Here is a 26,124-nt window from a genome sequence, read left to right on the forward strand (position 1 = left end):
CCTATCCGTTCAACGCATGGGCAATGCCGTTTGCTACGGCAAATTCCATGCGTTTCCAGTGTTCGTCTTCCAGCCACTTGGCCGTGCCCATGTTCTCAATGCTGGGCTCGGCACCAGGTAGCCAACGGTTGGTCAGGGCCAGCAACTGGCCCAGGCCGTCCTCGGTCAGGCGCTCAGCGTACTCAAGGGCTTTTTTACGATGATCTCGACGTCGGGCGAGTACTCCTCGAGGAGCGCGCCGGCGACTTGCATGGTCATCACGGGGTTAGCCAGCAGTTCGCGCAGACCGGCCTTCTCTGCCGGCAGCACGGTGCTGCTCAGCAGGTTGAAAGACGGTGCGACTTTGTTGTTGGCGGTCATGGCGTTGAAGTATTTCGTCACGTCCTGTGGCGTCAGAGTGAAGGTGAATTCCTTGGTACCGATTTCCAGGGTGATGTCGCGGGCTTGGGTCTGGCTCATGTTCGTATCCGTTGTGGTGGTTGGTTTGAAGTGGGTTCAGGTCAGCGCAGGCAGACCTGGTGCACGTAGTCCTGCAGGCCCAGGATCATTTGCTTGCTGCGGGCAAGCTGATCTCTGAGGGTGAAATAATCCGGTCGAGCGTTTGCTGCGAGTTCGGCGGTGGTTGCATCAGCCACGCTGCCGGCGCTGGCTTTTTCGGTGCCGGCGGCGCTGCAGGTGGCGTTGACGCGCAGCCGCTGACGGCGACCGTCAACAGCGCGCTGCAGCTCAAGGTTTGAAGCGCGTTCATGGTCAAGCTCCAGGGTTCGTTTAAGGTCGATCGCGTCACGCTCTGCCAGCATTTCCCCGCTGACTCGGGCGGCTTCACGAAGACCCGTCACTTCAAACAAAGCACTGTCACGCTCGCCCCGCGCCTGGTCGCGCTGGCCAGCAATACGGTCATAGCCAGCCCAAACCAACAGGCAAAACAGCAGTAGGAAGGGCGCATCACGCATGTTCATAGGCCGTCTGCACACATCGCGGCTTCCGCCCGCCGGCGCGCATGCAGCCCGGGCACGAAACGCTTGCGGCCCTGGGCATCGGTGACCGACGACCACACCGGGCTTTTGCCATCGGGGCCCCAGGCCAGCGCCTTACAGCCCTCGGCGATCTTGCCGGCATTGATAAGGCCAACTGCACGACTGGCGCACGTGCTGGACACGCCGAAGTTGTGGCCATGACTGCTCAGCGCGTCGAAGGTCTTCTGCCCGATCGCGGGATTGGTCAGGCAGTCAGCCAGCGCCAGTTGGCCTTTCTCGACCACCAGCTGCTCCACCTCGGCGCAGCGCGCCGGCGACCAGTAGTCGCCGACGATCAGCGGGTACGGGCTGGTGTAGCGGGTAATGCCCTTGCACACGGTGGGCAGGCCACGGGCCAACTGGTCGGCGTAGACGACGTTCTGGCCCTCCCCTTCCCACTTGCCCAGAAAAGCGAGCAAAGGAGCACTGGCCAGCACCAGGACACCGGTGGCGATCTTGATACGCAGGTTCACGACTTGCCCTTCCAGTCGTGCAGCATCTGGCGATACTTGGGAACCAGCAGAAGGATCTGCAGCACCATGTAGAGCGCGGTCAGCATGTAAGCCACCGCCGACCAATCGACGGTTCCCGTTACACCTGTAGCGGCCACGCCGATTGCGGGCGACACCTTGGCCAGAGCAATGGCAGTGTCCTGGGCGACCTGATCCGCGCTCATCGCAGAACCTCTTTCTCAAAAATGGTTTGGCACGGCACGCAACGGGTCATGCCACCCAGCGCCTGGCGTTTTTCCGGGATCTGCTTATCGCAATCTTTGCAGTGGGTGAGGCTTGGCCCGCTCGGCCGCGCGGTAGCTCGAGCGGCCGCGATCGCAGCATCACGCTGACGTTGTTCCAGGGCCTGGGCGCGATCGAACGGGCAAACCATCAGCGCAGACCCTCGATCTCAGCCGACGCCAGGTACGGCACGCCGTTGACGCGGATAAAGTCCGGGCTGGTGACGTCAAACGGCACCTTGTGTTTGGACTTCTCGCCGCCTTTAGGGTCGACACTCAACAGGCTGGACACCTTCAATTTGCAGCCGAAGGCTTCAATGCGCAGCTCTTCCTCGCCGGCCTTGGCAAAGAACACCGAGTCGAAGGGCTCCAACTGGCGGAAGCTGCCGGCAGTGCGTGCGGCCTCAATCAGCAGGTTGAAGTTGCTGGTATCGAACTCAAATTCACCGCTGGCTGCCACGTCGCCATCGACATGGCCGTTGGGCACGCCCCGGCTTTGTGCCACGGCCGTGTTATCGGTGATATCCAGGGTGCAGCTTTCGACGTGGACCTGCAGGTCGCCCAGGTTGATGTCGAAGTTTTTACCGCCAATACGGGACATACGGGATTACTCCGAATCGTCGTTGGAAAGGTCCAGGGCGATATTCGCCGTGAGGTCTTTCGGGCAATTGAGGGGCTTGATCTTGATGTACACCTCGACCTTGGTTTTGGTGTGCCAGACCAGCTGGATGTCGCCGTCTTTGGGGGACTCGATCTCGCCCGGGAACACCTGGCCGGCGAACGTCGTGGACTTGGCCATCACGCGCAACGGCTTCATAAAGGCGCTGACAGCGGCCGCCATGCTGTTGGCCGTGTTGTTCAAACGCCGATCGGCAACACGCAGGATCAACAGCGGACGGACCTGGCGCGCGGCCTTGTCGGCCAATCGCAGGTACTCCACAACCTGGAAGTCGCTCGCTGGGGCATCGAGCATGTTGCCGTCAGCCCAGAACACACCCGGGTAGTCGGGGTAGGTTTGCGAAACCGAAAAGCGGGCTTTGTCGAGTTCCGAGCGGACTGCCGATGGCAACGGCACGCCGTCTTTGTCCTTGGGTACGTTACCCAGGGCCATAACGGCACCGGTGGCCACACGCATTGGGCTGTCAGCGATGCTGACGCCGGCATTGGCCAGGCGCCCAGCCAAGACGCCCAGGTCATTGCCGTGCAACTGGGGCACAACCAGGACACGCGGCGCGGCCAGGTCTTTGGTGATCGCTTTCTGCTCTTTCACGTAGTCGGACCAGGACTGCTCCGCGACGATGCCGGCAGTGCTGGCCATCACGAACATCCGACGGCCGTACGTGTTGCTGACCGCAATTGCCGCGTCGTGCATCGCGGAGAGTTCGGCACCAGAGGCCACAGGTTTGGTAATCACCACCGCTTCAACGGAATATCCCTGCTGTTGCGCTGCTTCCAGGGCTTCGGTCCAGGTGCCATCTGCAGCGACAGGCGCAGCCAGGCATGCCCAGCGATCGCCGCCATTGGCTTTGGCGGTTGCGACCTGGGTTTTCAAATCACTGACCGGCTGACCCAGCATTTCGTCCAGGTCGCTGTCGGTATTCAGGGCGATCAGGCTGCCGACGCTCTTCGCGCCGGGGCCGATGAACAGGAAATAGCGCTCGATCTCGGTCACGGCGCCCTGGCCGAGGTTGAGATTGTTGACGCTGACTTTGCCAAGTGCCATGCAGGGCCTCGTTATTTGGGGGAGTTGAGGATTTGTTCCAGCACCTGGTTAACCAGCAAGCTGGTATCCCGATCGGAGCTGACGCCCAGGAACTGGCGCTTTGGCAGGGTGATTTCCCAGCTTTGCGCGCCGTTGCCCTCGGCTTTTTCGTCGGACAGGATGCGTATCAGCAGGCCTGCCTTGGCGTAGTTCACGTGTTCTTGAATCCAGGCGACGGTTGGCCGGGCCAGGCTTTTCTTGCCCTTCTGGCGCACTTTGAAACCCAGTCGCCGCAGGCGTTTTGCCTGTTTGTCCGTCGCGGCCAGGCCCTCGGGCACCTTGTTCCACCGGCGCATCTGCGCTGCAGTACGGCGCTCGGTTGCGCCGTGGTGTTGCTGTGCAGCAACCCAGCCGGTAAGGCCGTTGCGCCAGCCCAGGGTCGCGGCATCCGCGCTCACACTGGTGACCTGGAGCAACTTGCCCAGGCCGGCTTCCATCTTCTTTTTTCCCTTGCCGTCGCCCTTGCGTGTCTCGAAGGGCGTACCGTTCAAGTTGCGCTGCTCACGAATGCGCTTACGACTCATGGTGCGCACGCGCTTGGTGACGTTGTTCAGCAAACGCCGGCGCAGCTGCGGGGGCAGGCTCAACAGGGCGAGTTGTTCGCGAACACCGAGGTGGCCACGTACGTCCAGCTCGAAAGTGCTACGCGCCACGGTTTTGCACCTCGCCATGTTCAGCGGTCCACAGATCGAAGGCGACCAGGCCCCACTTTTTCCCGAACGCGTCGACCAGGCCGTTGGGGTCTTCGGCCAAGTGCTGCGGCTCGACAAACTCCAAGGTCAGTTCCAAGTCCGCTTCGTCCGGGGTGACCTGGTCGACGGCGAATGTCGGCGACGGCAGATCGTCGTCCCGGTCGGGGTCGTTGGATTCCAACCAGCCGCCCAGGAGCGCCATCAGCAACGCCGGGTTGCCGCCGAAACGCTCGATCACGAACACGGCGCGATAACGCATATCGCCCATGTGCAGGCCTTGGGTGGTGTCCTTCCAGATCAGATCCAGGTTGACCTGCTCGGCCCAGCTGTCGATCTGCTCAGGCAGTACCAGGTTGAGGCCGATCAGGTAGGCGGTCAGGGCGCGCAGCTTGTTCATAGCAGCGCCGCCGTGATGCGGCCACGGCCCTGCAGCGAGCGCACAGCCTGTTGGCTGAAAGCCAGGAAGGTTTCCGGGCGATCGGGCAACTCCTTGCCCAGGTTCTCCGCGCTGTCACGGCGGATAATGGTTGCGAACTGGGTCAACAAACTGGCCTTGGCTCGGCAGTACACGGCACGCTTGTACGTCGCCGCTTGAAAGGTGCGCTCCGGCAGGACCGTGGTGTCTGCAGACTCAACGTTTGACACTCCACGGCCTTGCCAGCGCGCTTTTAACTCGGCCAGGTCGGCATTGACCTCGGTCATCGCCGTGGTCAGGTCAGCGCCCAGCATGTCCAGCACATACTCCGCCGGCAGGCGATACCCCCTCTGGAATTCAGACACGGAGAGGTTCGGCCAAAAGCCGTCGTTCTCGATCTGCTGTTCCACCAGATTGGTGGGTCTACCGGAAAAGCTCATTGCTGGGCGCTCAAATAGGGCGGGGAGCCTGTTTTCAGTGGTACGGGCCATAAATGGTCGGCTCACTTCCACAGGTCCCCGCTGGGGGGGGTAGTCGGTTACTCGGTGGCCGGGTTAGCGGCCGCTTGTTTTGCCAGGGCCTTGCGGATCTTTTCGATGCGGGTGTCGTTGCCGGCCTGGGCGTACAGCTCCGTTGAGCGCTCCAGGTGCTTGAGTGCGACCTCAAACTGCCCTGCCTCCATGGCGCGCATACCGATCAACTTGTGGTACTTGCTCGGGATCTGCTCCGTCAGTTGCCACTTACCGTCAACCAGGGGCAGCAGGTCAGAGAGGTAAGGCTCTGGGCTGCGGTTGGCTTTGTATTCGGCGTAGGCCCACTCACATACGGCGTCAGCTACAAAGGTCTGTAGATCCCGGCGTCTGAAGCGCTCCGGCATCGGCTGGCCCTGCTCCATCAGGAAGTCGGCCAGCTCCAAGGCGTCATCGAACTGGGCCGTATCGAACAGCCAGACCATGACCTGCACCGCAACACGGTTCGGGAAGTTCAGCCCCGATTCGCAATAACGCTGGACGTACTCCTGATACTTGGGCAGCAGCTCTTCGCGCTTGAGCGACTGTTTGCTGGCCAGGTTCTTGAGGTCGCTCAGTCGCGCCAGGTCCTGGTCCAATGCGGCTTCCTGCAGTAGCAAGTGCTTGCGTGCATTGGCGGGGCTACTCAGGGCTTCCGCCGGCGAGTAAGGCAGAGCTGCGGAGACGGCAGCCGCTACAACGGCGGCGCCTCCCAGGGCGATGGTGCGGCGCTTGTGCGCCAGTGCCAGACTCACGCAACCAGCTCCACGTTTTCGGTCATGGCGAACTTTTCCAGCTGCTCGATCACATAACCTTCATTGCGGCTGTTGTAGTCCTCAACGCGGGAGCGCTTTGGATTGTCGACGGTCTGTTTGCGCCAGCTGGAGTCCTGGAAGTAAATCGACAGGTTGTCCCAACTGGTGACGACCACACCGTTGACCGGGAAGAACGGCACGCTGAAGCTCGGCAAGCCGCCATAGGTGGCGATCACCTGGGCTTCTTCGATGCGCTCTTTCTCGGTCGGGGTGTCGCCCTGCTTCGAATACAGCTTGGCCTTGTCGGCGGCCAGCAGGTCGGTGCCGATGATCGCGATCAGGTCGCCTGCATCGCGCAGACGCTCGTCCACCAACTGCTTGGTGTCGTGCACCAGGGCATCGAGGTTGGCATAGTCGCCACCGGCGCCAAGGGTGACCTTGCCGGTCTCCTTGCCTTCCTTCAGAACTTGGGCCGGGATCTGCTCACGGGCCTGTTGCAGCCAGCCTTTGTTGACGTCCTGCAGCATCGGATATTGCTCGATGTCGGTCTGCACTGCAGCGTGGGTGCCATGGAAGCCGACCATGATGCGGTCCAGCGCGATCTGCTTTTGCACAGCAGCGGAATAACGCTGGTGGAAGTCTGGGAACTTGGCCCAGGCGTCAATCTTGGCGTACGGCAGCCCCACATCGGATTCGGTGGAAGACAGCTCATAGGTGGACTGATCCAGGGCCGACGCGTCTTTGGCTTCGCGGTCCTTGGTTTTGGTGTTGGTGCGACCAGTGACCGGCCCCGACACGCCAATGAAGACCTTCTGGCCTTTGATCTCGGTCACCGGAATGACGTTGATCCGCTCCAGGAAGTCCGACTTAGCCGTGATGGCGTCGTTCAGCTCCTGGGCAATGGTCGGGTCGACGCTAAAGTGCTTGCTGGCCAACTCCACGCCGTAGCTTTCAGCGATGGCCAGCTGCAGTTCGGCGTACATCTTGGCGCCGTAGGCGCTCAGTGAATAAGCCATGTCAGAGCACCCGCTTTTTGACGGTGGTTACCGGGCCGGGATTGCGCGGCAACTGGCGTCCGGTTGAGTTGTTCTGCAGGGCGCTGAACTGCTTCTGCAGTGCATCCAGCTTGGCAAGTACGGACTGGTTGCCCTTGCTCTGGCGGCGGAATTCGCGCTCTTGCTCGGCGGTAGCCACGATCTCGTCCACGGCCGTGCTAACGTCATCGATCAGGTCTTGATCGGGTTCAGGCGCATCGGCGGCGGCGGGCTCGATAACGGCTTGAAGGCCGGCAGCGACAACCAGCAGCTGCTCCACCAGGGCCGTCAAAGCCGTTGCTGTAGCTTCATCCATTGGGGGTTTGCTCTCTGTGTTGGGTGGAATGGTTTCGGTGGGCAGCCCACCTGCCGCGAAACGCTTGAAGAAGCCGGTCAGGGCATCGATCAGTCCGGTTTCGGCGGTGTTTGGGCTGTCGTCCTGCAGGCGGCCGAGTTCGACCGACGCGGCGTAGTAGGAGGCGCGGTTGTTCTTGTGGGAGAAGTAGAGTTCCTGAGTACCCACGCTGGCAGGCTGGTCGGTAACGCCCAAACCAGTCAGGTAGGCTTTGCCCTTGCCACGGAAGTCCGGAGTAATTTCGATGCTGCTGAACAGCTTCTGGCCCTGGTCATTCAGATACAGCAGGCGGTCGTTGGGCTTCAATTGCGCTTCCAGCGCCACTTCGCCGGGTTCCAGGTCTTCGGCTTCTTCCACCAGACGCACCGCGTATACGGTGCCGTGGGAGCCTGGCCAACGTTCGTGGTCGCACCAGATCACCGCCGTGTAGAAGGACGGTTTGTAGGTTTCAGCGATGTCGCGCAGTTCCTGGGGAAGGATTACGCGCCCATCAACGGTGGCTCCGCTGGTGGCGACACGTTTCCAGAACGAAACAAGGGAACGGGGCATGGGTTTAACTGCGCTCAATCGCTGAATGAGCCGCCAAGATAGGGAGCCGTCAGCCCTCAAACAAACGGTTCAAATGCGCGTTTCTCCTATATTCGCGATATAGGCGGATCACGGAATTTAACCCCGCGTTTCCAGCGATTTCGCCGCATAGACTGCGGCCCATGTACTACTCGACCGAAGTTAAAGAAGCCGCCAAACGCCTATTTCTGCGCCGCTGTAAGGCCAAGGAAATTCAGGCGCAGCTCAACCTGCCCAACATCCGAATCGTCTACTACTGGATACGCCAGGGCGGGTGGGAGGACATGCTGTCGGACGAGGAACCGCTGACCGCTGTTGGCCGGCGAATCACCCTACTGCTCGACAAAGCCGGCAGCCTGAACAAAGACGAACTGAACGAGCTGGACCGGTTGACGACCGTTCGCGAGCGCCTGTTAAAGCAAGCGGTCAAACCGTTGCCGGCGACCCCCGGGGAATCTGACGGCGAGCCACAGGAACGTCGCCCAGGCCCACGTGGCGAGCGTTCGGGCCGTAGCGAAGGTGGCGGCAAGAAAAAGGAAAAGAAGGCCAAGAACGACATCAGCGGGCTAACCGAAGTCGATTTCCTGGATAAGTTCATCAGCAAGATGTACCGCTATCAGCAAGAGCTGTTCGCGGCCAAGCAAAACCCACTGACCTGCCGTATCCGCAACATCCTGAAAAGCCGCCAGGTAGGCCTGACCTACTACTTCGCCGGCGAAGCGTTCATGGATGCGGTGCTGACTGGAGACAACCAGGTGTTCCTGTCAGCCAGCCGCTCGCAGTCGGAGATTTTCCGCAGCTACATCATCCAATTCGCCAAGCAATGGTTTGACATTGAGCTAACCGGTAACCCGATTGCTCTCAGCAACGGCGCCGAGCTGCGCTTCCTGTCAACCAACAGCAGCACCGCCCAGGGCTACCATGGCCATGTGTACGTGGATGAGTATTTTTGGATACGTGACTTCGAAAAACTCAGCACCGTGGCCAGCGCCATGGGCACACACAAGAAGTGGCGCAAAACCTACTTTTCGACGCCCAGCGCAGTGTCGCACCAGGCATATCCTTTCTGGTCGGGCGAGGAGTTCCGCAACAGCAAACGCGGCAAGAAGGCCGGCGGTACCTGGCCCATCGAGGCGGCGTACACCCAAGGCGCACTGTGCCCCGATGGCCAATGGCGCAAGACCATCACCATCCAGGATGCGATCGATGGCGGTTGCGACCTGTTCGACTTAGAGCAGCTGCAGCTGGAGTACGACGAAGACAAATTCCAGCAGCTGTTTTACTGCAAGTTCATCGACAGCAGCCAGAGCGCGTTCGGCCTCAAGGATCTGGAGCGCTGCTACTCCGATCTATCGCTATGGGAAGACTACAACCCGGAACTGGATCGGCCATTCGGCAACAGCCCCGTATGGCTTGGCTACGATCCGAGCCGCACCCGCGACGACGCGACGTGCGTGGTGGTCGCCCCGCCACTGGAACCCGGGGCGAAATTCCGCATCCTGGAAAAGCACAGCTGGCGGGGGCATTCGTTCAACTACCAGGCCGCCCAGGTCAAAAAGCTCACCGAGCGCTTCAACGTCCAGCACATCGGCATCGATATCACCGGCGTGGGCTATGGCGTGTTCGACCTGGTGCGCGACTTCTACCCGAAAGCGACGCCAATCCATTACAGCCTTGAGACTAAAAACCTGCTGGTACTCAAGGCTCAGGACACGATTCAGGGCAGCCGCATCGAGTGGGACGCCGGCTGGACCGACATCGCCCAGGCGTTCCTGACCATCAAGCGCGGTACCACGAACAGCGGCCAAGTCACCTACAGCGCTTCGCGCACCGACGCCACCGGCCACGCCGATATCGCCTGGTCGATCATGCACGCCCTGTTCAATGAACCCCTCAACACCAACAAGCGGCGCCGTAGCCGCTACGTAACGAGCGGAACCAATGCCCAAGCCACGACACAAAAAACCCCAAGCCAGCCAACAGGTGCAGCAGCCGCAGCCCATGCGGGCGTTCACCTTCGGGGAACCCGAACAGGTGCTGTCCGGCAACATCGGCGAGTACCTGGGGGTGTTTCTCAGCGACGACGGCGAAATCTACAAGCCGCCAGTGTCGCGGGCGGGCCTGGCCAAACTGCTGCGCGCCAACGCGCACCACGGCGCCATTCCCAAGTTCAAGCGCAATCTGCTGCTGCGTGAATTCATCCCGTCCGAGGGCTGCAGCACGCAGACCATGGGGCGGGCCAGCCTGGACTACATGGTGTTTGGCGAGGCGTATTTTTACCGCGATACCAACGCCTTCGGCGAAGTCCTGGAGATGCAGCACCTACCGGCGATCAACATGCGGGTGAAGGTCGACGGCGGTTTCAGAATGCTGCTACCCGACAGCAAGTACATGGACTTCAACCAGGATGAAATCGAACACGTCCTGGACTACGACGTGGAACAGAACATCTACGGCGTGCCCGACTACCTGGGCGGACTGCAGGCGCTATTGCTCAACGAAGCCGCGACCCTGTTCCGCCGGCGCTATTACAGCAACGGCGCGCACGCGGGTTACATCTTCTACACCAACGACCCGGACCTGACCGAGGAAGACGAAGACAACCTGCGCGCCCAAATCAGCGCCAGTAAGGGTGTGGGTAACTTTCGCTCGATGTTTGTGAACATCCCCAACGGCAAAGAAAACGCTATTCAGATCATCCCCGTGGGTGATTTCCAGGCCAAAGACGAGCTGGAGAAGGTGAAAAACATCACGCGCAACGACGTGATCGCCGCTTGGCGAATGAACCCTGCCCTGGCCGGGATCATCCCGGAAAACAGCGGAGGGTTTGGGGACATTGAAAAGATTGATCGCGTGTACACCAGCAATGAGATCAGGCCGATTTGCCAATTGTTCGACCAGTTGAATGACACTCTTAGAAAAGATCGAAAATTTTCCTGGAGAAATCAAAAAACACCAGACAATTCAACTACATAAACACAAACAAACAGCATTAAACACTGTTTATTCTGCCAAAATAGTGGCGCCTTGCTACACCCTGGGGAGGGAAACATGCGAGTAACTTGTAAATGCGGGCACAAGGGAAGGATAGCGTCCAGGGAGGCGCTATCTGAGGATTTCTCAAAGCTCTACTGCCAATGCCTTGATGCCCAGTGCGGGCACACCTGGGTAGCAAATCTCACCTTTTCACACACCATCAGCCCATCAGCTCAAACCTTCGAACGGATGTTGATAGATCGTCTGCAGGAAATGCCGATGGCTCAGCAACGCGAGCTTTTCGACAGGTTGAGTTCGCGGCCTTCGGCTTGATGTACAGACCGCCGACGCGAGAGGCCGGCGGGTAAGTGCAGATCGTTACAGTCGGTCATCGCCCCCGTAACTCATCACGATAACTTCCGTGACTCGGCGGATTTTCTGCTTATCGCCATCGTTCATCGAGCGAAAGAGCCGAATCAAACGACGCTCACGGTCGTTTAAGTTGCTCCAGTCGAGATCGTCGGTGGTCGAGGTAAGGCAGTCAATTTGAACGTGATCCAACATGCGTGTTTCTCCATATATGCATTGCTGAATCGAAGGTATCGACCACGTAAAACTTTGAAAGGAGTAGGTTGAGAAATGATGAAAACTCTACCACCCGCTATTTGGGGTGTCGTGCTACGTCATCAGCCATGGCCCTTAAAATTCGGACAATTGTCCGCTGATCATCATCAGGGATACTGCGAAACTGCTCGACCACTCTGCTTTCAATCTCGTTTAAACCCGTGCTTAGCAGACGCTGCCCAGAAATCACATAGACCGTATCGACTCCAAGAGCCGCTACGCCCGCAAGGTATGAGGTATCCGGGTTCCGTCCACCGCGCTCATAGCTACCTTGAGTGTTTCGATTCACACCTCCTGCCTGTGCTAAGTCCTCCTGACTCAAGCTCAACCGTATGCGTTCTTCGCGCAAACGGTTACCTACAGAACCTTCATTCCCTGAATCGGATGCACAATTTTTCAAGCTAAGACCCTGTACAAGACCAAATTTAAGTGCATAATCACCTCCAATGAACACAAAACAACCCGTTTCAACAGGAGTGAACACTATGCCCGCGCCAGTTACACCCGAGCAAGCCCGCGCCGCGCTTGATAGGAAAGGTATGAGCATTGCCGAATTTAGTCGCACCCATGATCTGAACAAGAATTTGGTCAGCGACCTTTTGAACGGTCGTCGAAAAGGTCGCCGTGGGGAGGCACATCGCGCCGCCGTACTACTAGGCATCAAAGACGGCGTGATCGCACAGTAATGGCCAGCGCCCTGAAGGAACAGCAGAAGATGGAAAGCCAGGTTCTAAAAACTCGCCGCGAAGTCGTCAGTGCAATTATTTGCACCTTCGAAGGTGGCCGCGAATGTGCCGCCGCCAGGATCGGCCTGCCACTTAAGAAGTTTGATAACCACGCATATGAGAACAACAACTGTCGTCCGTTGACGGATGCGCAGATTTTCCAGCTAGAGCAAGTCACCGGCACCCAGCACTTTCCCAACTATGTGGCGGCGATGTACGGGGGAATGTTCGTACCAGTTACCCACCCCGAGAACCTGGACAACGTGGAGATGTATGCACGGGCTATGCAGAGTTCGGCCAAACAGGGAACGGTTGATCAAGCCATTGCCCAGGCGCTTGAAGACGGTGTGATCACTGACGCCGAAGCCGAATTGATTCAGAACGCCCACACGTTGCACATGGCAGCACGTACTGCTGAAGTCTATGCAGCGATCGATCTCTACCGCGTCAAATCGGGGAAAGCCAAATGAATAACGCCTCCACGGACATGGACTATCGCAGCACCATCCGGGCCGCTGCACTCGCATTTCTGGAACGCCATCAAGCCGAACACCTGGGCGATCAGGGTCAATTTATTGAACGGACTGTCAACCACCTGGTGGATAGCTTCCAGGCCGATAAACCGTTTGCGATTCGAATTACTTGTGAGGCTTTGGGAGATCTTGCCGAAATCAATGTTCGACAACAGATCGACTTCAAAGCCAGCAAATCAGATGCGGTGGTCATCACCGATCCTATACGCGGCTGCACCTGGTCAGTGCCTGTCCACCTGATCTATGAACACCTGATAGCTGCCGGCCGCGCCACTCGCATTACCCCCGCTACCTAACACCCCTTTACCAATGTCCTGAGCCTACCTGCCGTGGGTTTGGGTGAGCTGCGCCCAAAAACGAGGCTTCACGATGGCAACCGCCGTAATTGTCACCACCCAACTGCCACCCGCAGAGGCCGAAGCGTTGTTGGCCAACCTGCGCGAACAGTATCGCTTGAGCCTCAACGACTATTGGTACGCCGACCAATTTCGCCTTGTTGCGGACGGTCTGCGCCACGGCGCAATTCTCGCTCACGTCCCGGTAATGGCTGCGCAAAAACGCCTTATGGCAGCCCTGTCCCACAGCCTCAAAGCAGTGAAGTAACCCCATGAAAGAAGATCTTCGCCACGACGTGTTGCAACGCCTCCAGTCCGACTTCGGGCTCAAGCACCGCACAGGCACCGATTACATGCGCGGCGGCACCTGCCCCAAGTGCAAAAAAAAGGAGCTGTACTCCCGGTTTGACACGCCATGGATGGTCATCTGTGGTCGCCCTGAAAAGTGTGGCCACACCCTGCACGTGAAAGAGCTGTACGACGATCTGTTTGAAGACTGGAGCAAACGTGCGCCGGCGACAGACCAACATCCCAACGCCACCGCACGCGCTTACCTGGAGTTCGCCCGGGGCTTTCGGTTTGAGCTGATCCAGGGATGGTTCACCCAGGAAACGTTCTATTCCGTCGAACACAACGCCGGCAGCGCGACCGTGCGCTTCGCCCTGGATAAAGGTGGCTGGTGGGAGCGACTGATAGATCAGCCGCACCGCTTCGGCAAGATGAAGGCTCGCTTCAAGTCCAAGGACAGCTATCGCGGCGTCTGGTGGTGCCCGCCCTGCGTCGATCTGCTTGAGGCCAAGGAAATCTGGATCGTTGAAGGGATCTTCGACGCCATCGCCCTGGTGCATAACGACATTGCCGCCGTATCGGCCATGTCCTCCAATGCATTCCCTGGGGACTCGCTTAAGGAGCTGGTTAAAACCCGGGAAGGCGGGAAGCTGCCCAAACTGATTTGGGCTCTGGACAATGAACCGAGCGCAAACGCCTACACCCGGCGCTGGGTGCGCGAAGCCCGTGCCCTGGGCTTCATCTGCGAGTCCGCGCAGATCCCGCAACGCGACGGCCGCAAGTCTGACTGGAACGATCTTCACCAGCGCTGGAACTTCATCCAGGACGAAACCAAACGTGCTGACCAGATCGCCACCGACCTCAAGCAAGCGCGTCACCAGGGTGCCCTGCTGCTGGCCGAGAGCGCTGCGGAAAAGGCTTTGCTCATGTACGACTGGAACAAGCGCGGGGAATTTCACCTGGGCTTCGGCAACCGTCTGTACTGGTTCAAATTGGACATGGAGAAATTCAACCGCGCCATGTCCGACATCGAGGACAGCGAGAACCACGACGACCAGCTGCTCAACCAGGCGCAGCAACGCGAAAAAGCACTGCAGCAGTCCGGCAGCGTCGTGGAGATTGCCAACTGCTACCCCCAGGCCCTGTATTTCCAACGCAACGAGGTAACAGACGAGTCCTGGTACTACATGCGCGTGGACTTCCCCCACGACTCCGAAAGCGTGAAAAACACGTTCACCAGCGGCCAGCTGTCGGCCGCAAGCGAATTCAAAAAGCGGCTGCTCGGTATGGCGGCGGGTGCAATGTTTACCGGCAGTGGCCAGCAGCTCGACAAGCTCATGAAAGATCAGTTGTTCGGCATCAAAACCGTTTCGACCATCGACTACGTGGGCTACAGCAAGGAGTACGCCTGCTACGTCTACGGCGACATCGCGATCAAGGACGGCACCACCTACAAGGTCAACAGTGAAGACTATTTCGAGTTCGGCAAGCTGCGCCTGAAAACCCTGCAGAAAGGCGTCCCGATCAAGCTGCAGCGCGAAGCCAAGGCCTTTGACGAGAAGTGGGTGCAATTGCTGTGGACCTGCTTCGGCGCCCAGGGCTTCGTCGCATTGGTTTTCTTCTTTGGTTCGCTGTACTGCGAACAGATCCGCGCCCGTTACCAGTCCTTCCCGTTCCTGGAAGCCACGGGTGAGGCCGGCGCCGGCAAAACAACCCTGCTGAACCTCCTCTGGAAACTGCTGGGCCGCGAAGGCTACGAAGGATTTGACCCTATGAAATCTACCAAGGCCGGGCGCTCTCGCCTGATGGGCCAGGTCTCCGGCATGCCGGTGGTGTTCCTGGAAGCGGATCGCCACGGCGATGATCGGGCACACGCTAAAACCTTCGAATGGGACGAGCTGAAAGACTTCTACGGTGGCGGCACCCTGGCCACCAAAGGCGTCAAGACCGCCGGCAACGAAACGTACGAGCCACCATTCCGGGGAACGATCGCCATCAGCCAGAACGCAGCTGTGGTCGCTCACGAGGCAATCATGACGCGCATTGTGAAGCTGCACTTCGTGCGCCCGACCGTCACACCTGAAAGCCGTGCTGCAGCGGATCAACTCAACGCCCTGAACGGCGGCACCCTCAGCCACTTCCTGTTGCGGGCCGTGGGCAAAGAATCCGCGGTGCTTGAGCTGTTCGCCCAACGTATGCCCGAACACGAATCGAAACTGCGCCGTTTGCACACCCATTGCTTCGCCTGCAGCACGGCCTATGCCAGTGACCAGGGGAATTGCACCAGTTGCGGCTATGACCTGCGCGGCTACATCCGCGTGGAGCGCATCAGCAAAAACCACGCGCAAATGCTCTCTCTTCTGGACGGCATTCGCCTGGTACTGAAATTGAGTGACCCCCAGGTCGCTGCTACCCAGCGCCAGATCGTGCGGATGGCCATCGAGCGCCAGGCCTCGATCAGCTCCGACCACGCAGCCGTGGCCGAGTTTTGGGAGGTCTACGACTACCTCGAATCCTTGAGCGAAGACCCCGTGGTCGACCACAGCAGCGATCCCAGCGTGATCGCTATCAACCTCAACGAGTTTTGCGAACGCGCCGCCGAACACAAACAGAAGCTGGCCGACGTGGCCACGTTGCGCGACCTGCTCAAAGAGTCCCGTTCCCGCAAGTTCCTGGATAGCAACAAAGCCGTACACAGCGCCGTACGTGCTGCCTTCAACGGCCGCAACCCGTGTTCCCAACCCCGGCCGACCACAGTGAAGTGCTGGACATTCAAGGCGTAAAGGAGAGCAAGACAGATGCAGATCCAAGTGTTTATGGGCAATGCCGGCGACGGCAAAACAAGCAAGCTGCAGTCCGTGCAGGACCGCCTGGAGTTCACCGGCGAGAGCGCGCCGATCATCCAGGCCGGTGCTTATGGGGAAGATGGTTTGTTGGAGATTCTGGAAGTCCGGGCAGCCGGTGGCCAGCGTGAAATCCTGGTGGACGACTGCAGCAGGCAACAGATTTTGAAGGTGTTGGAGTGGCAATCATGCGTTGAGCATGAGCCGGATTTTGACGGCCTGGTGATCCACCTGGCCCGTAAGGACTGACCTTAAAAGAAACAGTGCCGAGGAGTTGCAGCTCCCCGACACCTAACCGCAACAGAGGGCTATACCATGCAAGCACAGAACCTAAGCAGCAGCGGCGCGAAGGCTACCACACCGGCACGCCACCTGGTGGCCACCGCGATTATCGGCGCGGCCGTCATTGGTTACCTGGTACACAAAACCCCTGAATCACGAACCCGCCTCGAAAGCCTCAGCAAGATGGCCAGCACCCTGGGCGAACTCAGCGCAACGGATGCCGCCGTCGTCGCGCAACTGCTCGCCAAACCGGCAACCCGGGGCGTATCGCGCAATGTCTGATAGTCCGGCAGCAACACCCGCACGGCGCTTCCCCTGGAACATCGACTACACCAGCCTTTGCGATCAGTGCGGCAGGTGGCGCGCCCAAGGTAACCATGACAAGTGCAGTCAGCGGCGCCAGCTGCAGAACGCGCATCTACGCAACAACACGCCCAAACGGTAGGCCGCGTCCACCAGAAGATGCGCTTCCAGATACTTGGCCCGGAAACGGGCCTTTTTGTTTCCGATCGTCAGACTGTCGTTATACGAGCACAGCGTTAGGGGTTTACATGAGTGGGGTCGAAGCTCGCGGTAATTCCGTGAGAATCTATTTTCAATACGACGGCGAAAAATGCCGTGAATCGATACCAGGAGGAAACAAACCGGCGACGGTAGCCCAGGCCAAGCGCTTGCTCGCCATCATTGAATACGAGATCGACTCAGGCACCTTTGATTACGCGCGCCATTTTCCCAACTCAGCCAGGCTCGTGGAAAACACCTTCGGCCACTACCTGGATCTGTGGCTGCGGATTAAGGCCAACAGCGTGGCGGCCTCCAGTTATCGGGGCTACGCCAACAAGGCCGAAGTGCACGTGCGGCCGCGCTGGGGCAAGGTGCAGATCAACGCAATCGACCACCTGGACCTGCAGGTGTGGATTCAGGACACGCTGTCCAAGACACTCAAAAACAAGACCATCCGCGACATCATCAGCAACGTGCGCCAGGTATTCCGCCTCTACCGTACCCGAATGAAGGTCGCCCATGACCCCACCGAGGGCTTGATGGTGCGCCTGCCCGATCCCGAGGCGCCGGACCCGTTCACCCGGGCCGAAATCAAACAGATCCTGGACACGCCAACCACGCGCACCTATGAACTGTTGATGGTGCAATTCATGCTGTGGGCCGGGCCCCGGGTTTCTGAAACCATCGCCTTGGCGTGGGAAGACGTCGACCTGGAACAGGGGACGGTGACTTTTCGCCGATCGAAGGTACGCGGCGCCTATCGAGTCACCAAAACCCGTCGCTCGATGCGCAAGGTTCGTCTGCTCGCTCCCGCTTGGGACGCGCTGCGCAAGATCGATGCACTGACTCGAAAGCGGAATGCGGAAACCGTGGAGATTGTTGAGCGGGACAACAAAACGGTACGCCGGCATACGCTGCATTTTGTGTTCTTGAATACCAAAAGCGGTCTGCCACACGCCAACGACTTTGTCGTACGCGACCGTTTTTTCAAAGCACACCTACTCGCTGCAGGGGTTCGTTATCGTGGACCAGGTCAATGCCGGCACACCTACGCCAGTCAGTTACTGACCACAGGCATCGCCTCGATTGATTGGATCGCCGAACAGATGGGGCATACCAACGGCAACATGATCCGTCAGCACTACGGAACGTGGATCAATGAGGATGGGCCCGACGTGGTGGGGATGTTGCAGCTCGCGCTCAATCTCTCGCCGATCACAGCTCAACCGTAAATCCGCGCAGGCCCACCCCATCGGCAAAGCGACCTACGGCCGTCAGACTCGCCCAGGTGCGTAACGGCTCGCGCCGGGAACGCACCGGCACCAAGCGGGCCGTGGGACCTCCCAGGCGAATGGACAGCGTCCACTTATTGTTATCACCGGCGACACGGCCTACCACCGCTTCGCGGATCGCATGCTGGGCCACCAACGCTTTTAGGGTATCCGATTGAATCGCCCCGCCATTCATGGCGTCAGCTCCAGGCGACGTTGCGCCGCCGCTTCCTCGACCGCGATAAACAGCGCCTCAATGGTAGATGGGGTCAGCGCACGTGCGGCTTCTGCCCCTTCGACAAACCCTTCGGCGCGTTCCTGCGCCAAGTCGAGGGCCTGCAGATCCACCGCCCGGCTCAAGCGTGCTAGATGATTGGCCAGTTTAGTGCGGATCAGATCAGGGAGGCTGATGCCGCTAATGGAAAATATGAGGCTCATACGCGGTCCCGCCAGGCGCTGGCCAGTGCTTCAAAGGGCACGCGAAAGCCGAGGAGGTCAGGGGGGACATGGTGAACTGCCAGCCATGAAAACAGCTGAGCGCAGGCTTGGGCCAGCTCTTGATTGAGAACCCAAACATCAGTGAGGGCAAATCTGGGGGGGTCGATATCGTTCCACCAGCTCAGCAGAAAGCTGGCCGCCACACGGCCTTGCTCAGTGTCGTACTGGGCGGTGGTCAACAATAGTTCTAAGGCGTGTTGCGTGTCAGGGTCCAACGTAGCTTTCACGGGTCGTATCCTTATCGAGCCGGTGGCGGTCAGTGCGTGAAACCAGTGCTAGGGCGTCTGGTACACCAGACTGGGGGGTAGTGGTTTCCATGCCCACAAAAAAAGGCTCCCACACCTGATATCAGTGTAGGGGCCTTTTTTACATAAGTGGCGTTATCAGAATCAGTTGTGACGCGGGCTATCCGCCAAAATTTTGCGGAACAAATGCCAGACTCCAGTATCCTTTACAAAAAGTACGCGTTTGTAGAGATTTTCATGACCGCGCAAGACGATTTGATAAATTGGAATAGTAGATGGCAAATTTCTGGAGGGGTCGTTTCCTGTAGGAGTTGCGGTTCCCAACAATGTGAAAACAATCAGACCGAACTGTTCCTGCACGCTCCGAGCTGCTGGTACCAGGGTCAGAAACACAGGCCATGGGACGAGCTGCAAGCTATCGCTAAAAAGATTCAGAGTTCATAAGCGCTGGGCATTGGATTCTTCTCTCAAGCGCGCCTAGTAATGCATTCAACTAGTTCAGCTATCACCCTGCGTTCGCGCGCGGGTAATCCGTTAAATGCCACACCAAAATCACTGTCCTCAGCGCGACTTAACCGTTGACCGGTTAACACATATAAGACGTCGACGCCGACTTGAGCTAGCTGCGCCAAATATAGCGCGCTCGGGCTTCGCTCACCCCGCTCATACTTAGACTGCGCATTCGCCAGAACGCCGCCAATGGCTGCGAACCTCTGCTGTGTGTAATTCAACCGAGCACGCTCTTCTTTGAGGCGCATCCCAATCTTGTCCATACATAACCCCCGCTCAACCCTAAGATGGCTTAAGAATTTTATGCCACCTCAGCAGAGACGGGAACCACATGGCGGCTGCAAAACCGGGGCCGCTCATGTCCTCAATGCGACGTGCGAAATACGACGCTCAAGTTCAGTCACTGAACGGCGCAATTTCGCACCAAAATAGAGCGCCAGTCCCATGGTGGTCCCATGGGGCTATTTTTGGGACGCCAAAAACCACAAACCCCCGACTTTCTCTAGGAAAATCAGGGGTTTGCGTTTTCGTAATTTGGCGGTGAAGGAGAGATTCGAACTCTCGATACAATTTCTTGTATACACACTTTCCAGGCGTGCTCCTTAAGCCACTCGGACACTTCACCGTATCTCGTCAAACCAGTTCAGTCTGTCGAGGCGCGCTAATGTAGTCGAAAGCCTTTCCGATGGCAAAGGTTTTTTTCAGAATTTTCATGCGGTTAGCTGGATATGTCGGAACGCGCCCACCAGAGGGCGATGATTCTGCCATTCTCAGGCACCAGCGGCCCGTGTCTGGAATGGCTTTTGTGCCCTGCCCTAGGCTGTCTAGCGTTGGGGATGTGGGAAAAGGCTGACTGGGTAGTCAGTCACGGCGCTTTACCGGGGCGGGCGTGGTGGGTAACGTTTGTGCATGCACTTCTATAACAAGTCCTACAAGGAACCGCGTCATGAGTGAGTTGATTGCTTACCACCTCGAAGACGGTATCGCGACCCTGACGTTGAGCAACGGTAAGGTGAATGCCATTTCCCCTGCGGTGGTCAGTGCGTTTAATGAAGCGCTGGACCAGGCGGAAAAAGACCGGGCGGTGGTGGTGATCACCGGTACGCCGGGGATTTTGTCGGGTGGATATGATTTGAAGGTGATGACCGCCGGCCCTAAAGAAGCCATCGGCTTGGTGACTGCCGGCTCGACCTTGGCGCGGCGCTTGTTGTCGCATCCGTTTCCGGTGATTGTGGCGTGCCCTGGGCATGCGGTGGCCAAGGGTGCCTTCTTGTTGCTGTCAGCGGATTATCGGATTGGTGTGGAGGGGCCGTTCAGCATCGGCCTGAATGAGGTGGCCATCGGCATGACCATGCACCATGCGGGCATCGAGCTGGCGCGGGATCGCCTGCGCAAGTCGGCGTTTCACCGCTCGGTGATCAATGCCGAGATGTTTGACCCGCAGGGCGCGTTGCAAGCAGGCTTCCTGGATAAGGTGGTGGCACCCGAAGAGTTGCACGCGGCAGCACTGGAAGCGGCGCGGCAGTTGAAGAAGATCAATATGAACGCCCACAAGCACACCAAGCTGAAAGTGCGCCAGGCGCTGCTGGAGGCTTTGGATGACGCGATCATCCAGGATCAGGGCCATATTTTGAGTTAAGCCCTACAACAACTCTCTAGAGCCCGGCATTACGTCGGGCTTTTTCTTACATGGAATTCCGAAACATCCTCAGCCGCTCTAGCCGGGCAGTGTCGGTACTTGTTGAAACATGTACTTAAACATCGCCTATCTCCGACCTCTACACCACTAATTGCCGAATACAGTGCACAACCGTACACTGCGCGACCTTTTGTCTCGATGGGCCGTGTCGATGCTTTTTCTGTTGCGTATGTTGTTGATGGGCCTGCATTTTATGATCGCTGGCGTGTTGGGCGTGTTGGTTGGAGTCTGCCGGCCGTTCAACCCGGACAACAGCCGCCTGTGTGCTCGCCTTTACGCCGTACCGGCCATGAGGATCCTGGGCTTGAAGGTGAAGGCCGATGTGGACTCCCTGCGCAACAAGCCCGGCACTTGTGTGGTGATCGCCAACCACCAGTCCAACTACGACCTGTTTGTGTTTGGCAATGTGGTGCCCCATCGCACGGTGTGCATCGCCAAGAAGAGCCTGAAGTGGGTACCGCTGTTCGGTCAGTTGTTCTGGCTGGCGGGCAATGTGTTGATCGACCGTGGCAATGCGCACAAGGCGCGCCGGGCGATGTTGACCACGACTCACACCTTGCAGCATGAGGACACGTCGATCTGGGTGTTCCCGGAAGGCACGCGTAATCTGGGCAAGGGCCTGTTGCCGTTCAAGAAAGGTGCGTTCCATATGGCGATTGCCGCTGGGGTGCCTGTCGTGCCGGTGTGCGTGAGCAATTATGTGACGCAGATGAAGCTTAATAGGTGGAACAGTGGAGATGTGCTCATACGTTCGTTGGCGCCGATTCCTACGGTTGGGATGACAGCGGATGACGTACCCGCGCTGATGCAGGCGTGTCAGGAGCAGATGCAGGCTTGTATTGCGCAGATGGATCGGGAACTGCGGGCAGGCTGAGATCTGTTGAGGGCGCTTCGCACCACAGCACGATCAAGCTCGCTCACTACAAAGCCGCAGCTACAGGGGAACGTCAATCAGGCTAAGCTGCCCAACATCTGTCCTCCCAACAAGAAGTGATCAGCACCATGGGTAGAGTTGTTGCGGCAGCTGTCTACAGCGCCGGTAAGAAAGTCACGGATATCACCCTTGACGAAGGCGCGGCCTGGGCCGCCAAACCCAACCATTTTGTGTGGATCGGCCTGGAAGAACCCAGCGCCCAAGAGCTTGCCAACCTGCAACGCCAGTTCAACCTGCATGAACTGGCCATCGAAGACGCCCTGGAAAAACACAGCCGCCCCAAGCTTGAAACCTTCGGCGATGCGCTGTTTATCGTCACCTACTCACCGGTGCGCGAGAACGGCAAGCTGGAGTTTATCGAGACCCATATTTTTGCCGGCAACGGCTACATCATCACGGCGCGCAATGGTCACTCAGCGTCCTACGGTTTTGTTCGCCAGCGTTGTGAGGCGCGGCCTTTGTTGCTGGAACATGGGGAAGATTTCGTACTGTATGCGCTGCTGGATTTCGTCACCGAAAACTACCAGCCGGTGAGCGAAGCCATCCATGCCGAGATCGATGAGCTGGAGCGCAATGTGCTGTGCAGTTCGCTCAATGAGCGGGATATCCAGAACCTTCACGGCCTGCGTCGCGATGTGCTGCGGCTCAAGCGTTATGTGGCGCCGATGGTGGAGATCAGCCAGGAACTGCAGAAGCTGAGCTTCCCGTTCATCGACAAGAATATGCGCCCGTACTTCCGTGACGTGCAGATCCATGTGACGCGGCAGATGGAAGACCTCACCACCCTGCGCGATATCGCCAGCCAGACCATCGAGATCGGTGTATTGCTGGAGGCCTCACGCCAGAGCGTGGTGCAGCGCAAGTTCGCTGCGTGGGCAGCGATCCTGGCGTTTCCCACGGCGGTGGCGGGGATTTATGGGATGAACTTCCAGAACATGCCCGAGCTGCAATGGCACTACGGCTATTTTGCGGTGCTCGGGTTTATCGCGCTGGGTTGCACCGGCCTGTGGGCCAGCTTCAAGCGGTCTGGCTGGCTTTAAGCCTTGGCCTCAGGCTTGTGCGCCACAAAGCGCATCATCCATTCCGCCACGGTGACGCCGTGGTGGTCGTGCTCCAGGCTGGCCACGCCGCTGGTGTAGATCTGTTCGCCGAGGTTTTGCTGGCGGATATCCAGCAGCGCACGGGAGTAATCGTGGATGAATTCCGGATGGCCCTGGAAGCACAGCACCTGGTCATTGATGTGATACGCGGCAAACGGGCAGAAATCGCTGGAAGCGATCACGGTGGCGTTTTCCGGTAGCGCAGTCACCTGGTCCTGGTGACTGATCAGCAGGGTCAACTCCTCTACCCTGGGGCTGATCCACGGCGCCTTGGCGGCCATCTTGTAGTTGTGGGTACCCACGCCCCAGCCTTGGCTGGCCCGCTCGCTCTTGCCACCCAGCAGCAGCGCCAGCAGTTGATGGCCAAAGCAGATCCCCAGCAACTTGTCGCCACGTTCGTAGCGGTTGAGCAGGTACGTCCTGAGGGTCTCGATCCACGGGTCGGTGCCAAAGGAGTCGGCCTTGCTGCCAGTGACCAGGTAGGCGTCGAACACCTGGTCATCAGCGGGGTAATCACCGTTCATCACGTTGTACACGGTGAACTCGGCCGCAATCGGCTGCTGGGAAAACAGACGCTGGAACATCTGCCCGTAACCCTGATATTGATCCACCAACTCCGGGCGCAGGACATCGGTTTCCAGAATGCAGACGCGTAGTGACATAAAAAATACCTGACACGGTGAAGGGAATAATGCACACCCAAGCCTGCCTCGAAACCCAGGTGCAAAGCAAGTCCCCTGTGGGAGGCAGCCCTCCCACATTTTGATCACCTAAAAGGTCGAACCTTGTGCGGCTTTTTCCAGCAGTAACCCAGGCGGGGTGAAGCGCTCACCATACTGTTCAGCCAAATAGCGTGCGCGGGCGATAAAGTCGTTCAAGCCATACTGGTTGATAAACTGCAACGCGCCACCACTCCACGCGGCAAAGCCGATGCCGAAGATGGACCCCACGTTGGCATCCGCCGTAGACAACAACACCCCCTCCTCCACACAGCGCACCGTTTCGATAGCCTGGATAAACAACAAGCGGTCGCGCACATCCTGGGCCGAAATCCGTTGATCGGGCCGTTCAAAACGGCTTTTCAGCTCAGGCCACAAGTGTTTCTGGCCACCGGCCGGGTAGTCGTAGAAACCGCCACCTGCCGCCTTGCCCATGCGTTTGTATTCGCTCACCAACAGATCGATTACCGCCGTCGCCGGATGGCTCGGCAGTGCCTTGCCTTCGGCCTGCAGGTCTTGGGTGGTTTGCTGTCGGATATGGCTCATCAGGCTGAGGGACACTTCGTCCGACACCGCCAACGGCCCTACCGGCATACCCGCCTTGCGCGCTTCGGTCTCGATCATGGCTGCCGCCACGCCTTCGCCGAGCATGGCGATGCCTTCATTGGTGAAGGTGCCGAATACCCGCGAGGTGAAAAAACCGCGGCTGTCGTTGACCACAATCGGGGTTTTCTTGATTTGCAGTACGAAGTCGAAACCACGCGCCAGGGTTTCGTCTGACGTATGGGCGCCCTTGATGATCTCCACCAACGGCATCTTGTCCACCGGGCTGAAGAAATGCAGGCCAATGAACCTGCCTTGATCAGGCACCGCCTTGGCCAGCCCGCTGATGGGCAAGGTGGAGGTGTTGGAGGCGATCACGGCAGCGGCGCCGACCACGGCTTGGGCGGCGGCCGAGACCTTGGCCTTGAGCTGGCGGTCTTCAAATACCGCTTCGATGACCAGGTCGCAGCCGGCCAGGTCGGCATCGGATGCCGTAGGATGAATCCGCGCCAAGGTGGCGTCCCGCTGCGCAGCGGTTAGTTGTCCACGGCTGACCTTCTTGTCCAGCAAGGCTGTCGAATGCGCCTTGCCCTTTTCGGCGGCTGCCAGGTTGATGTCCTTGAGCACCACGTCGATGCCCGCACTGGCACTGACATACGCGATCCCCGCGCCCATCATTCCTGCGCCAAGCACGCCGACCTTGCGGGTGACATAGGGCGCAACGCCTTGCGGCCGCGAGCGGCCCGCGTTGATTTCATTCAGTTGGAACCAGAAGGTGCCGATCATGTTTTTCGCCACCTGGCCGGTCACCAACTCCGTGAAGTAACGGGTTTCGATCAGGTGTGCGGTGTCAAAATCAACCTGGGCGCCCTCCACCGCAGCGCAGAGGATTTTCTCCGGAGCCGGGAAGCAGCCATTGGTTTTGCTGCGCAGGATCGACGGCGCGATGGCGAGCATCTGCGCGACTTTCGGGCTTGAAGGCGTGCCGCCGGGGATCTGGTAGCCCTTGTTGTCCCAAGGCTGTTTAACCTCAGGATTGGCCAGGATCCACGCGCGGGATTTGGCCAGCATTTCTTCGCGATCCGCTGCCAGCTCATGAATCAAACCCGCTTGCAGTGCTTGCTGCGGCCGCACCTTTTTGCCTTCCAGCAAGTAGGGCAACGCCTTTTCCAGCCCCAGCATACGCACCATGCGCACCACCCCACCGCCGCCCGGCAGCAGGCCCAGGGTCACTTCGGGCAAGCCCAATTGCACCGACTTGTCGTCCAGCACGACCCGGTAATGGCACGCCAGGCAAATCTCCCAGCCACCGCCCAGGGCCGCCCCGTTGATGGCGGCCACCACCGGTTTGCCAAGGGTTTCCAGGCGCCGCAGTTGCGCTTTCAAGACCAGCACGCTGTCGTAGAACCCCTTCGCGTGGGCCTTCTCCACCTTGATCAGCTCATTAAGGTCGCCACCGGCAAAAAACGTCTTCTTGGCCGAGGTGATCACCACGCCGGCAATGCTGTCTTTTTCCGCCTCCAGGCGCGCCACGGTGGCGGCCATGGCGTCGCGGTACACACCGTTCATGGTGTTGGCGCTCTGGCCGGGCATGTCGAGGGTCAGCACCACGATCTGGTCCTGGCCTTTTTCGTAACGAATGGCTTGGGTCATGACA

Annotated in this window: 36 protein-coding genes and 1 tRNA gene; 14 read left to right on the plus strand and 23 right to left on the minus strand. The window is 58.8% G+C overall.

The window, feature by feature from the left end; translation table 11 throughout:
- Position 1: 1 nt before the first annotated feature.
- The 14 genes from DYL59_RS31430 to DYL59_RS24390 form a co-directional block, all read right to left on the minus strand.
- The gene (locus DYL59_RS31430) at positions 2-145 is read right to left on the minus strand and encodes a DUF6890 family protein (protein ID WP_154401798.1); all 144 of its coding nucleotides are present in this window, start codon (positions 143-145) and stop codon (positions 2-4) included.
- 20 nt (positions 146-165) lie between these two features.
- Positions 166-459 carry a putative phage tail assembly chaperone gene (locus DYL59_RS24330; RefSeq protein ID WP_135291462.1) on the minus strand — a complete coding sequence of 98 codons (294 nt, stop codon included), beginning with the start codon at positions 457-459 and terminating at the stop codon, positions 166-168.
- A gap of 41 nt (positions 460-500) precedes the next feature.
- A complete protein-coding gene (locus tag DYL59_RS31540) occupies positions 501-953 on the minus strand; it encodes a lysis system i-spanin subunit Rz (protein WP_135291463.1) in 453 nt (150 codons plus the stop codon).
- Between the two features lie 2 nt (positions 954-955).
- Entirely contained in the window at positions 956-1,489 is a 534-nt protein-coding gene (locus tag DYL59_RS24340; protein WP_135291464.1) for a lysozyme, read from the minus strand.
- Complete coding sequence (locus tag DYL59_RS24345; RefSeq protein WP_116626006.1) at positions 1,486-1,692, minus strand: hypothetical protein; 207 nt, start codon at positions 1,690-1,692, stop codon at positions 1,486-1,488. Before DYL59_RS24345 ends, DYL59_RS24340 begins: the two co-directional genes overlap by 4 nt.
- Positions 1,689-1,901: a TraR/DksA C4-type zinc finger protein gene (locus tag DYL59_RS24350; RefSeq protein WP_135291465.1), complete on the minus strand. Its 213-nt coding sequence runs from the start codon at positions 1,899-1,901 to the stop codon at positions 1,689-1,691. The genes DYL59_RS24345 and DYL59_RS24350 overlap by 4 nt, the downstream gene beginning before the upstream one ends.
- Positions 1,901-2,350, minus strand: coding sequence for a phage protein (locus tag DYL59_RS24355; protein WP_116626004.1), 450 nt, complete (start codon positions 2,348-2,350; stop codon positions 1,901-1,903). The genes DYL59_RS24350 and DYL59_RS24355 overlap by 1 nt, the downstream gene beginning before the upstream one ends.
- A 6-nt stretch (positions 2,351-2,356) precedes the next feature.
- Positions 2,357-3,472 carry a DUF2586 domain-containing protein gene (locus tag DYL59_RS24360; RefSeq protein WP_135291466.1) on the minus strand — a complete coding sequence of 372 codons (1,116 nt, stop codon included), beginning with the start codon at positions 3,470-3,472 and terminating at the stop codon, positions 2,357-2,359.
- Positions 3,473-3,483: 11 nt separating this feature from the next.
- Entirely contained in the window at positions 3,484-4,164 is a 681-nt protein-coding gene (locus DYL59_RS24365; RefSeq protein ID WP_135291467.1) for a virion morphogenesis protein, read from the minus strand.
- On the minus strand, positions 4,154-4,600 hold the full coding sequence (locus DYL59_RS24370) for a phage tail protein (protein ID WP_135291468.1): 447 nt from the start codon (positions 4,598-4,600) through the stop codon (positions 4,154-4,156). The genes DYL59_RS24365 and DYL59_RS24370 overlap by 11 nt, the downstream gene beginning before the upstream one ends.
- A complete protein-coding gene (locus DYL59_RS24375; protein WP_135291469.1) occupies positions 4,597-5,058 on the minus strand; it encodes a head completion/stabilization protein in 462 nt (153 codons plus the stop codon). Before DYL59_RS24375 ends, DYL59_RS24370 begins: the two co-directional genes overlap by 4 nt.
- Before the next feature lie 98 nt (positions 5,059-5,156).
- Positions 5,157-5,882 carry a phage terminase small subunit gene (gene gpM, locus DYL59_RS24380; RefSeq protein ID WP_135291470.1) on the minus strand — a complete coding sequence of 242 codons (726 nt, stop codon included), beginning with the start codon at positions 5,880-5,882 and terminating at the stop codon, positions 5,157-5,159.
- Positions 5,879-6,898 carry a phage major capsid protein, P2 family gene (locus DYL59_RS24385; protein WP_135291471.1) on the minus strand — a complete coding sequence of 340 codons (1,020 nt, stop codon included), beginning with the start codon at positions 6,896-6,898 and terminating at the stop codon, positions 5,879-5,881. The genes gpM and DYL59_RS24385 overlap by 4 nt, the downstream gene beginning before the upstream one ends.
- A gap of 1 nt (position 6,899) precedes the next feature.
- On the minus strand, positions 6,900-7,820 hold the full coding sequence (locus DYL59_RS24390) for a GPO family capsid scaffolding protein (protein ID WP_135291472.1): 921 nt from the start codon (positions 7,818-7,820) through the stop codon (positions 6,900-6,902).
- A gap of 161 nt (positions 7,821-7,981) precedes the next feature.
- On the opposite strand from DYL59_RS24390, the gene DYL59_RS24395 reads away from it, so the two are divergent.
- The 3 genes from DYL59_RS24395 to DYL59_RS24405 all read left to right on the plus strand — a co-directional run bounded on the left by DYL59_RS24395 (position 7,982) and on the right by DYL59_RS24405 (position 11,147).
- Positions 7,982-10,033 (plus strand): terminase large subunit domain-containing protein, encoded by a 2,052-nt coding sequence (locus tag DYL59_RS24395; protein ID WP_135291473.1) that lies wholly within the window; start codon positions 7,982-7,984, stop codon positions 10,031-10,033.
- Entirely contained in the window at positions 9,945-10,814 is an 870-nt protein-coding gene (locus DYL59_RS24400; RefSeq protein WP_167496713.1) for a phage portal protein, read from the plus strand. Before DYL59_RS24395 ends, DYL59_RS24400 begins: the two co-directional genes overlap by 89 nt.
- A gap of 75 nt (positions 10,815-10,889) precedes the next feature.
- Complete coding sequence (locus tag DYL59_RS24405; protein WP_135291475.1) at positions 10,890-11,147, plus strand: ogr/Delta-like zinc finger family protein; 258 nt, start codon at positions 10,890-10,892, stop codon at positions 11,145-11,147.
- 45 nt (positions 11,148-11,192) lie between these two features.
- Here the strand turns inward: DYL59_RS24405 and DYL59_RS24410 are convergent, their stop codons facing one another.
- Together DYL59_RS24410 and DYL59_RS24415 are read right to left on the minus strand one after the other, a co-directional pair.
- Entirely contained in the window at positions 11,193-11,378 is a 186-nt protein-coding gene (locus DYL59_RS24410; protein WP_135291476.1) for a hypothetical protein, read from the minus strand.
- 97 nt (positions 11,379-11,475) lie between these two features.
- The gene (locus tag DYL59_RS24415; protein ID WP_238340766.1) at positions 11,476-11,922 is read right to left on the minus strand and encodes a helix-turn-helix domain-containing protein; all 447 of its coding nucleotides are present in this window, start codon (positions 11,920-11,922) and stop codon (positions 11,476-11,478) included.
- Position 11,923: 1 nt separating this feature from the next.
- Here DYL59_RS24415 and DYL59_RS24420 point away from each other — a divergent pair, with 1 nt between their 5' ends.
- The 8 genes from DYL59_RS24420 (at position 11,924) to DYL59_RS24455 (ending at position 18,180) form a co-directional block, all read left to right on the plus strand.
- Entirely contained in the window at positions 11,924-12,124 is a 201-nt protein-coding gene (locus DYL59_RS24420) for a DNA-binding protein (protein ID WP_135291478.1), read from the plus strand.
- Positions 12,125-12,153: 29 nt separating this feature from the next.
- Entirely contained in the window at positions 12,154-12,633 is a 480-nt protein-coding gene (locus DYL59_RS24425; RefSeq protein WP_272948893.1) for a YmfL family putative regulatory protein, read from the plus strand.
- A complete protein-coding gene (locus tag DYL59_RS24430) occupies positions 12,630-12,992 on the plus strand; it encodes a hypothetical protein (protein WP_135291480.1) in 363 nt (120 codons plus the stop codon). The genes DYL59_RS24425 and DYL59_RS24430 overlap by 4 nt, the downstream gene beginning before the upstream one ends.
- A gap of 73 nt (positions 12,993-13,065) precedes the next feature.
- On the plus strand, positions 13,066-13,299 hold the full coding sequence (locus tag DYL59_RS24435; protein WP_135291481.1) for a hypothetical protein: 234 nt from the start codon (positions 13,066-13,068) through the stop codon (positions 13,297-13,299).
- A 4-nt stretch (positions 13,300-13,303) separates the two neighbouring features.
- The gene (locus DYL59_RS24440; RefSeq protein WP_135291482.1) at positions 13,304-16,102 is read left to right on the plus strand and encodes a toprim domain-containing protein; all 2,799 of its coding nucleotides are present in this window, start codon (positions 13,304-13,306) and stop codon (positions 16,100-16,102) included.
- Positions 16,103-16,117: 15 nt separating this feature from the next.
- Entirely contained in the window at positions 16,118-16,411 is a 294-nt protein-coding gene (locus tag DYL59_RS24445; RefSeq protein ID WP_135291483.1) for a hypothetical protein, read from the plus strand.
- 66 nt (positions 16,412-16,477) lie between these two features.
- Complete coding sequence (locus DYL59_RS24450) at positions 16,478-16,726, plus strand: hypothetical protein (protein ID WP_135291484.1); 249 nt, start codon at positions 16,478-16,480, stop codon at positions 16,724-16,726.
- 269 nt (positions 16,727-16,995) lie between these two features.
- Positions 16,996-18,180 (plus strand): Arm DNA-binding domain-containing protein, encoded by a 1,185-nt coding sequence (locus DYL59_RS24455; protein ID WP_135291485.1) that lies wholly within the window; start codon positions 16,996-16,998, stop codon positions 18,178-18,180.
- On the opposite strand, the gene DYL59_RS24460 is transcribed toward DYL59_RS24455, so the two are convergent.
- From DYL59_RS24460 to DYL59_RS24480, 5 genes are all read right to left on the minus strand, one after another.
- Positions 18,164-18,415: a hypothetical protein gene (locus DYL59_RS24460; RefSeq protein ID WP_135291486.1), complete on the minus strand. Its 252-nt coding sequence runs from the start codon at positions 18,413-18,415 to the stop codon at positions 18,164-18,166. The two genes, DYL59_RS24455 and DYL59_RS24460, sit on opposite strands and share 17 nt — an antisense overlap.
- Entirely contained in the window at positions 18,412-18,657 is a 246-nt protein-coding gene (locus tag DYL59_RS24465; RefSeq protein ID WP_135291487.1) for a hypothetical protein, read from the minus strand. The genes DYL59_RS24460 and DYL59_RS24465 overlap by 4 nt, the downstream gene beginning before the upstream one ends.
- The gene (locus DYL59_RS24470; RefSeq protein WP_135291488.1) at positions 18,654-18,944 is read right to left on the minus strand and encodes a DUF7673 family protein; all 291 of its coding nucleotides are present in this window, start codon (positions 18,942-18,944) and stop codon (positions 18,654-18,656) included. The genes DYL59_RS24465 and DYL59_RS24470 overlap by 4 nt, the downstream gene beginning before the upstream one ends.
- Before the next feature lie 485 nt (positions 18,945-19,429).
- Positions 19,430-19,735 carry a helix-turn-helix domain-containing protein gene (locus DYL59_RS32155; protein WP_135291489.1) on the minus strand — a complete coding sequence of 102 codons (306 nt, stop codon included), beginning with the start codon at positions 19,733-19,735 and terminating at the stop codon, positions 19,430-19,432.
- A gap of 272 nt (positions 19,736-20,007) precedes the next feature.
- Positions 20,008-20,097: transfer RNA gene (locus tag DYL59_RS24480), tRNA-Ser, on the minus strand.
- A 321-nt stretch (positions 20,098-20,418) separates the two neighbouring features.
- On the opposite strand from DYL59_RS24480, the gene DYL59_RS24485 reads away from it, so the two are divergent.
- From DYL59_RS24485 to DYL59_RS24495, 3 genes are all read left to right on the plus strand, one after another.
- Positions 20,419-21,111: a crotonase/enoyl-CoA hydratase family protein gene (locus tag DYL59_RS24485; RefSeq protein ID WP_135291490.1), complete on the plus strand. Its 693-nt coding sequence runs from the start codon at positions 20,419-20,421 to the stop codon at positions 21,109-21,111.
- A gap of 211 nt (positions 21,112-21,322) precedes the next feature.
- The gene (locus DYL59_RS24490; protein WP_135291491.1) at positions 21,323-22,045 is read left to right on the plus strand and encodes a lysophospholipid acyltransferase family protein; all 723 of its coding nucleotides are present in this window, start codon (positions 21,323-21,325) and stop codon (positions 22,043-22,045) included.
- A 128-nt stretch (positions 22,046-22,173) separates the two neighbouring features.
- Complete coding sequence (locus DYL59_RS24495) at positions 22,174-23,145, plus strand: magnesium and cobalt transport protein CorA (protein ID WP_135291492.1); 972 nt, start codon at positions 22,174-22,176, stop codon at positions 23,143-23,145.
- Here DYL59_RS24495 and DYL59_RS24500 read toward each other — a convergent pair.
- Positions 23,142-23,867, minus strand: coding sequence for an amidotransferase (locus DYL59_RS24500; RefSeq protein WP_135291493.1), 726 nt, complete (start codon positions 23,865-23,867; stop codon positions 23,142-23,144). The genes DYL59_RS24495 and DYL59_RS24500 overlap by 4 nt on opposite strands.
- Positions 23,868-23,975: 108 nt before the next feature.
- The gene (locus tag DYL59_RS24505) at positions 23,976-26,120 is read right to left on the minus strand and encodes a 3-hydroxyacyl-CoA dehydrogenase NAD-binding domain-containing protein (RefSeq protein WP_135291494.1); all 2,145 of its coding nucleotides are present in this window, start codon (positions 26,118-26,120) and stop codon (positions 23,976-23,978) included.
- Positions 26,121-26,124: the final 4 nt, after the last annotated feature.

It is taken from the genome of Pseudomonas kairouanensis, from assembly GCF_004682055.1.
GTDB classification, from domain to species: Bacteria; Pseudomonadota; Gammaproteobacteria; order Pseudomonadales; family Pseudomonadaceae; genus Aquipseudomonas; species Aquipseudomonas kairouanensis.

Coding starts and splice junctions, on each gene's coding strand:
- DYL59_RS24460 (WP_135291486.1), bottom strand. CDS start 18,415: ATGAATGGCGGGGCGATTCAATCGGATACCCTAAAAGCGTTGGTGGCC.
- DYL59_RS24455 (WP_135291485.1), top strand. CDS start 16,996: ATGAGTGGGGTCGAAGCTCGCGGTAATTCCGTGAGAATCTATTTTCAA.
- DYL59_RS24440 (WP_135291482.1), top strand. CDS start 13,304: ATGAAAGAAGATCTTCGCCACGACGTGTTGCAACGCCTCCAGTCCGAC.
- DYL59_RS24450 (WP_135291484.1), top strand. CDS start 16,478: ATGCAAGCACAGAACCTAAGCAGCAGCGGCGCGAAGGCTACCACACCG.
- DYL59_RS24485 (WP_135291490.1), top strand. CDS start 20,419: ATGAGTGAGTTGATTGCTTACCACCTCGAAGACGGTATCGCGACCCTG.
- DYL59_RS24395 (WP_135291473.1), top strand. CDS start 7,982: ATGTACTACTCGACCGAAGTTAAAGAAGCCGCCAAACGCCTATTTCTG.
- DYL59_RS24500 (WP_135291493.1), bottom strand. CDS start 23,867: ATGTCACTACGCGTCTGCATTCTGGAAACCGATGTCCTGCGCCCGGAG.
- DYL59_RS24420 (WP_135291478.1), top strand. CDS start 11,924: ATGCCCGCGCCAGTTACACCCGAGCAAGCCCGCGCCGCGCTTGATAGG.
- DYL59_RS24435 (WP_135291481.1), top strand. CDS start 13,066: ATGGCAACCGCCGTAATTGTCACCACCCAACTGCCACCCGCAGAGGCC.
- DYL59_RS24505 (WP_135291494.1), bottom strand. CDS start 26,120: ATGACCCAAGCCATTCGTTACGAAAAAGGCCAGGACCAGATCGTGGTG.
- DYL59_RS24405 (WP_135291475.1), top strand. CDS start 10,890: ATGCGAGTAACTTGTAAATGCGGGCACAAGGGAAGGATAGCGTCCAGG.
- DYL59_RS24410 (WP_135291476.1), bottom strand. CDS start 11,378: ATGTTGGATCACGTTCAAATTGACTGCCTTACCTCGACCACCGACGAT.
- DYL59_RS24465 (WP_135291487.1), bottom strand. CDS start 18,657: ATGAGCCTCATATTTTCCATTAGCGGCATCAGCCTCCCTGATCTGATC.
- DYL59_RS24390 (WP_135291472.1), bottom strand. CDS start 7,820: ATGCCCCGTTCCCTTGTTTCGTTCTGGAAACGTGTCGCCACCAGCGGA.
- DYL59_RS24430 (WP_135291480.1), top strand. CDS start 12,630: ATGAATAACGCCTCCACGGACATGGACTATCGCAGCACCATCCGGGCC.
- DYL59_RS31540 (WP_135291463.1), bottom strand. CDS start 953: ATGCGTGATGCGCCCTTCCTACTGCTGTTTTGCCTGTTGGTTTGGGCT.
- DYL59_RS32155 (WP_135291489.1), bottom strand. CDS start 19,735: ATGGACAAGATTGGGATGCGCCTCAAAGAAGAGCGTGCTCGGTTGAAT.
- DYL59_RS24385 (WP_135291471.1), bottom strand. CDS start 6,898: ATGGCTTATTCACTGAGCGCCTACGGCGCCAAGATGTACGCCGAACTG.
- DYL59_RS24360 (WP_135291466.1), bottom strand. CDS start 3,472: ATGGCACTTGGCAAAGTCAGCGTCAACAATCTCAACCTCGGCCAGGGC.
- DYL59_RS24355 (WP_116626004.1), bottom strand. CDS start 2,350: ATGTCCCGTATTGGCGGTAAAAACTTCGACATCAACCTGGGCGACCTG.
- DYL59_RS24350 (WP_135291465.1), bottom strand. CDS start 1,901: ATGGTTTGCCCGTTCGATCGCGCCCAGGCCCTGGAACAACGTCAGCGT.
- DYL59_RS24445 (WP_135291483.1), top strand. CDS start 16,118: ATGCAGATCCAAGTGTTTATGGGCAATGCCGGCGACGGCAAAACAAGC.
- DYL59_RS24490 (WP_135291491.1), top strand. CDS start 21,323: ATGCTTTTTCTGTTGCGTATGTTGTTGATGGGCCTGCATTTTATGATC.
- DYL59_RS24370 (WP_135291468.1), bottom strand. CDS start 4,600: ATGAACAAGCTGCGCGCCCTGACCGCCTACCTGATCGGCCTCAACCTG.
- DYL59_RS24425 (WP_272948893.1), top strand. CDS start 12,154: ATGGAAAGCCAGGTTCTAAAAACTCGCCGCGAAGTCGTCAGTGCAATT.
- DYL59_RS24495 (WP_135291492.1), top strand. CDS start 22,174: ATGGGTAGAGTTGTTGCGGCAGCTGTCTACAGCGCCGGTAAGAAAGTC.
- DYL59_RS24345 (WP_116626006.1), bottom strand. CDS start 1,692: ATGAGCGCGGATCAGGTCGCCCAGGACACTGCCATTGCTCTGGCCAAG.
- DYL59_RS24330 (WP_135291462.1), bottom strand. CDS start 459: ATGAGCCAGACCCAAGCCCGCGACATCACCCTGGAAATCGGTACCAAG.
- DYL59_RS24375 (WP_135291469.1), bottom strand. CDS start 5,058: ATGAGCTTTTCCGGTAGACCCACCAATCTGGTGGAACAGCAGATCGAG.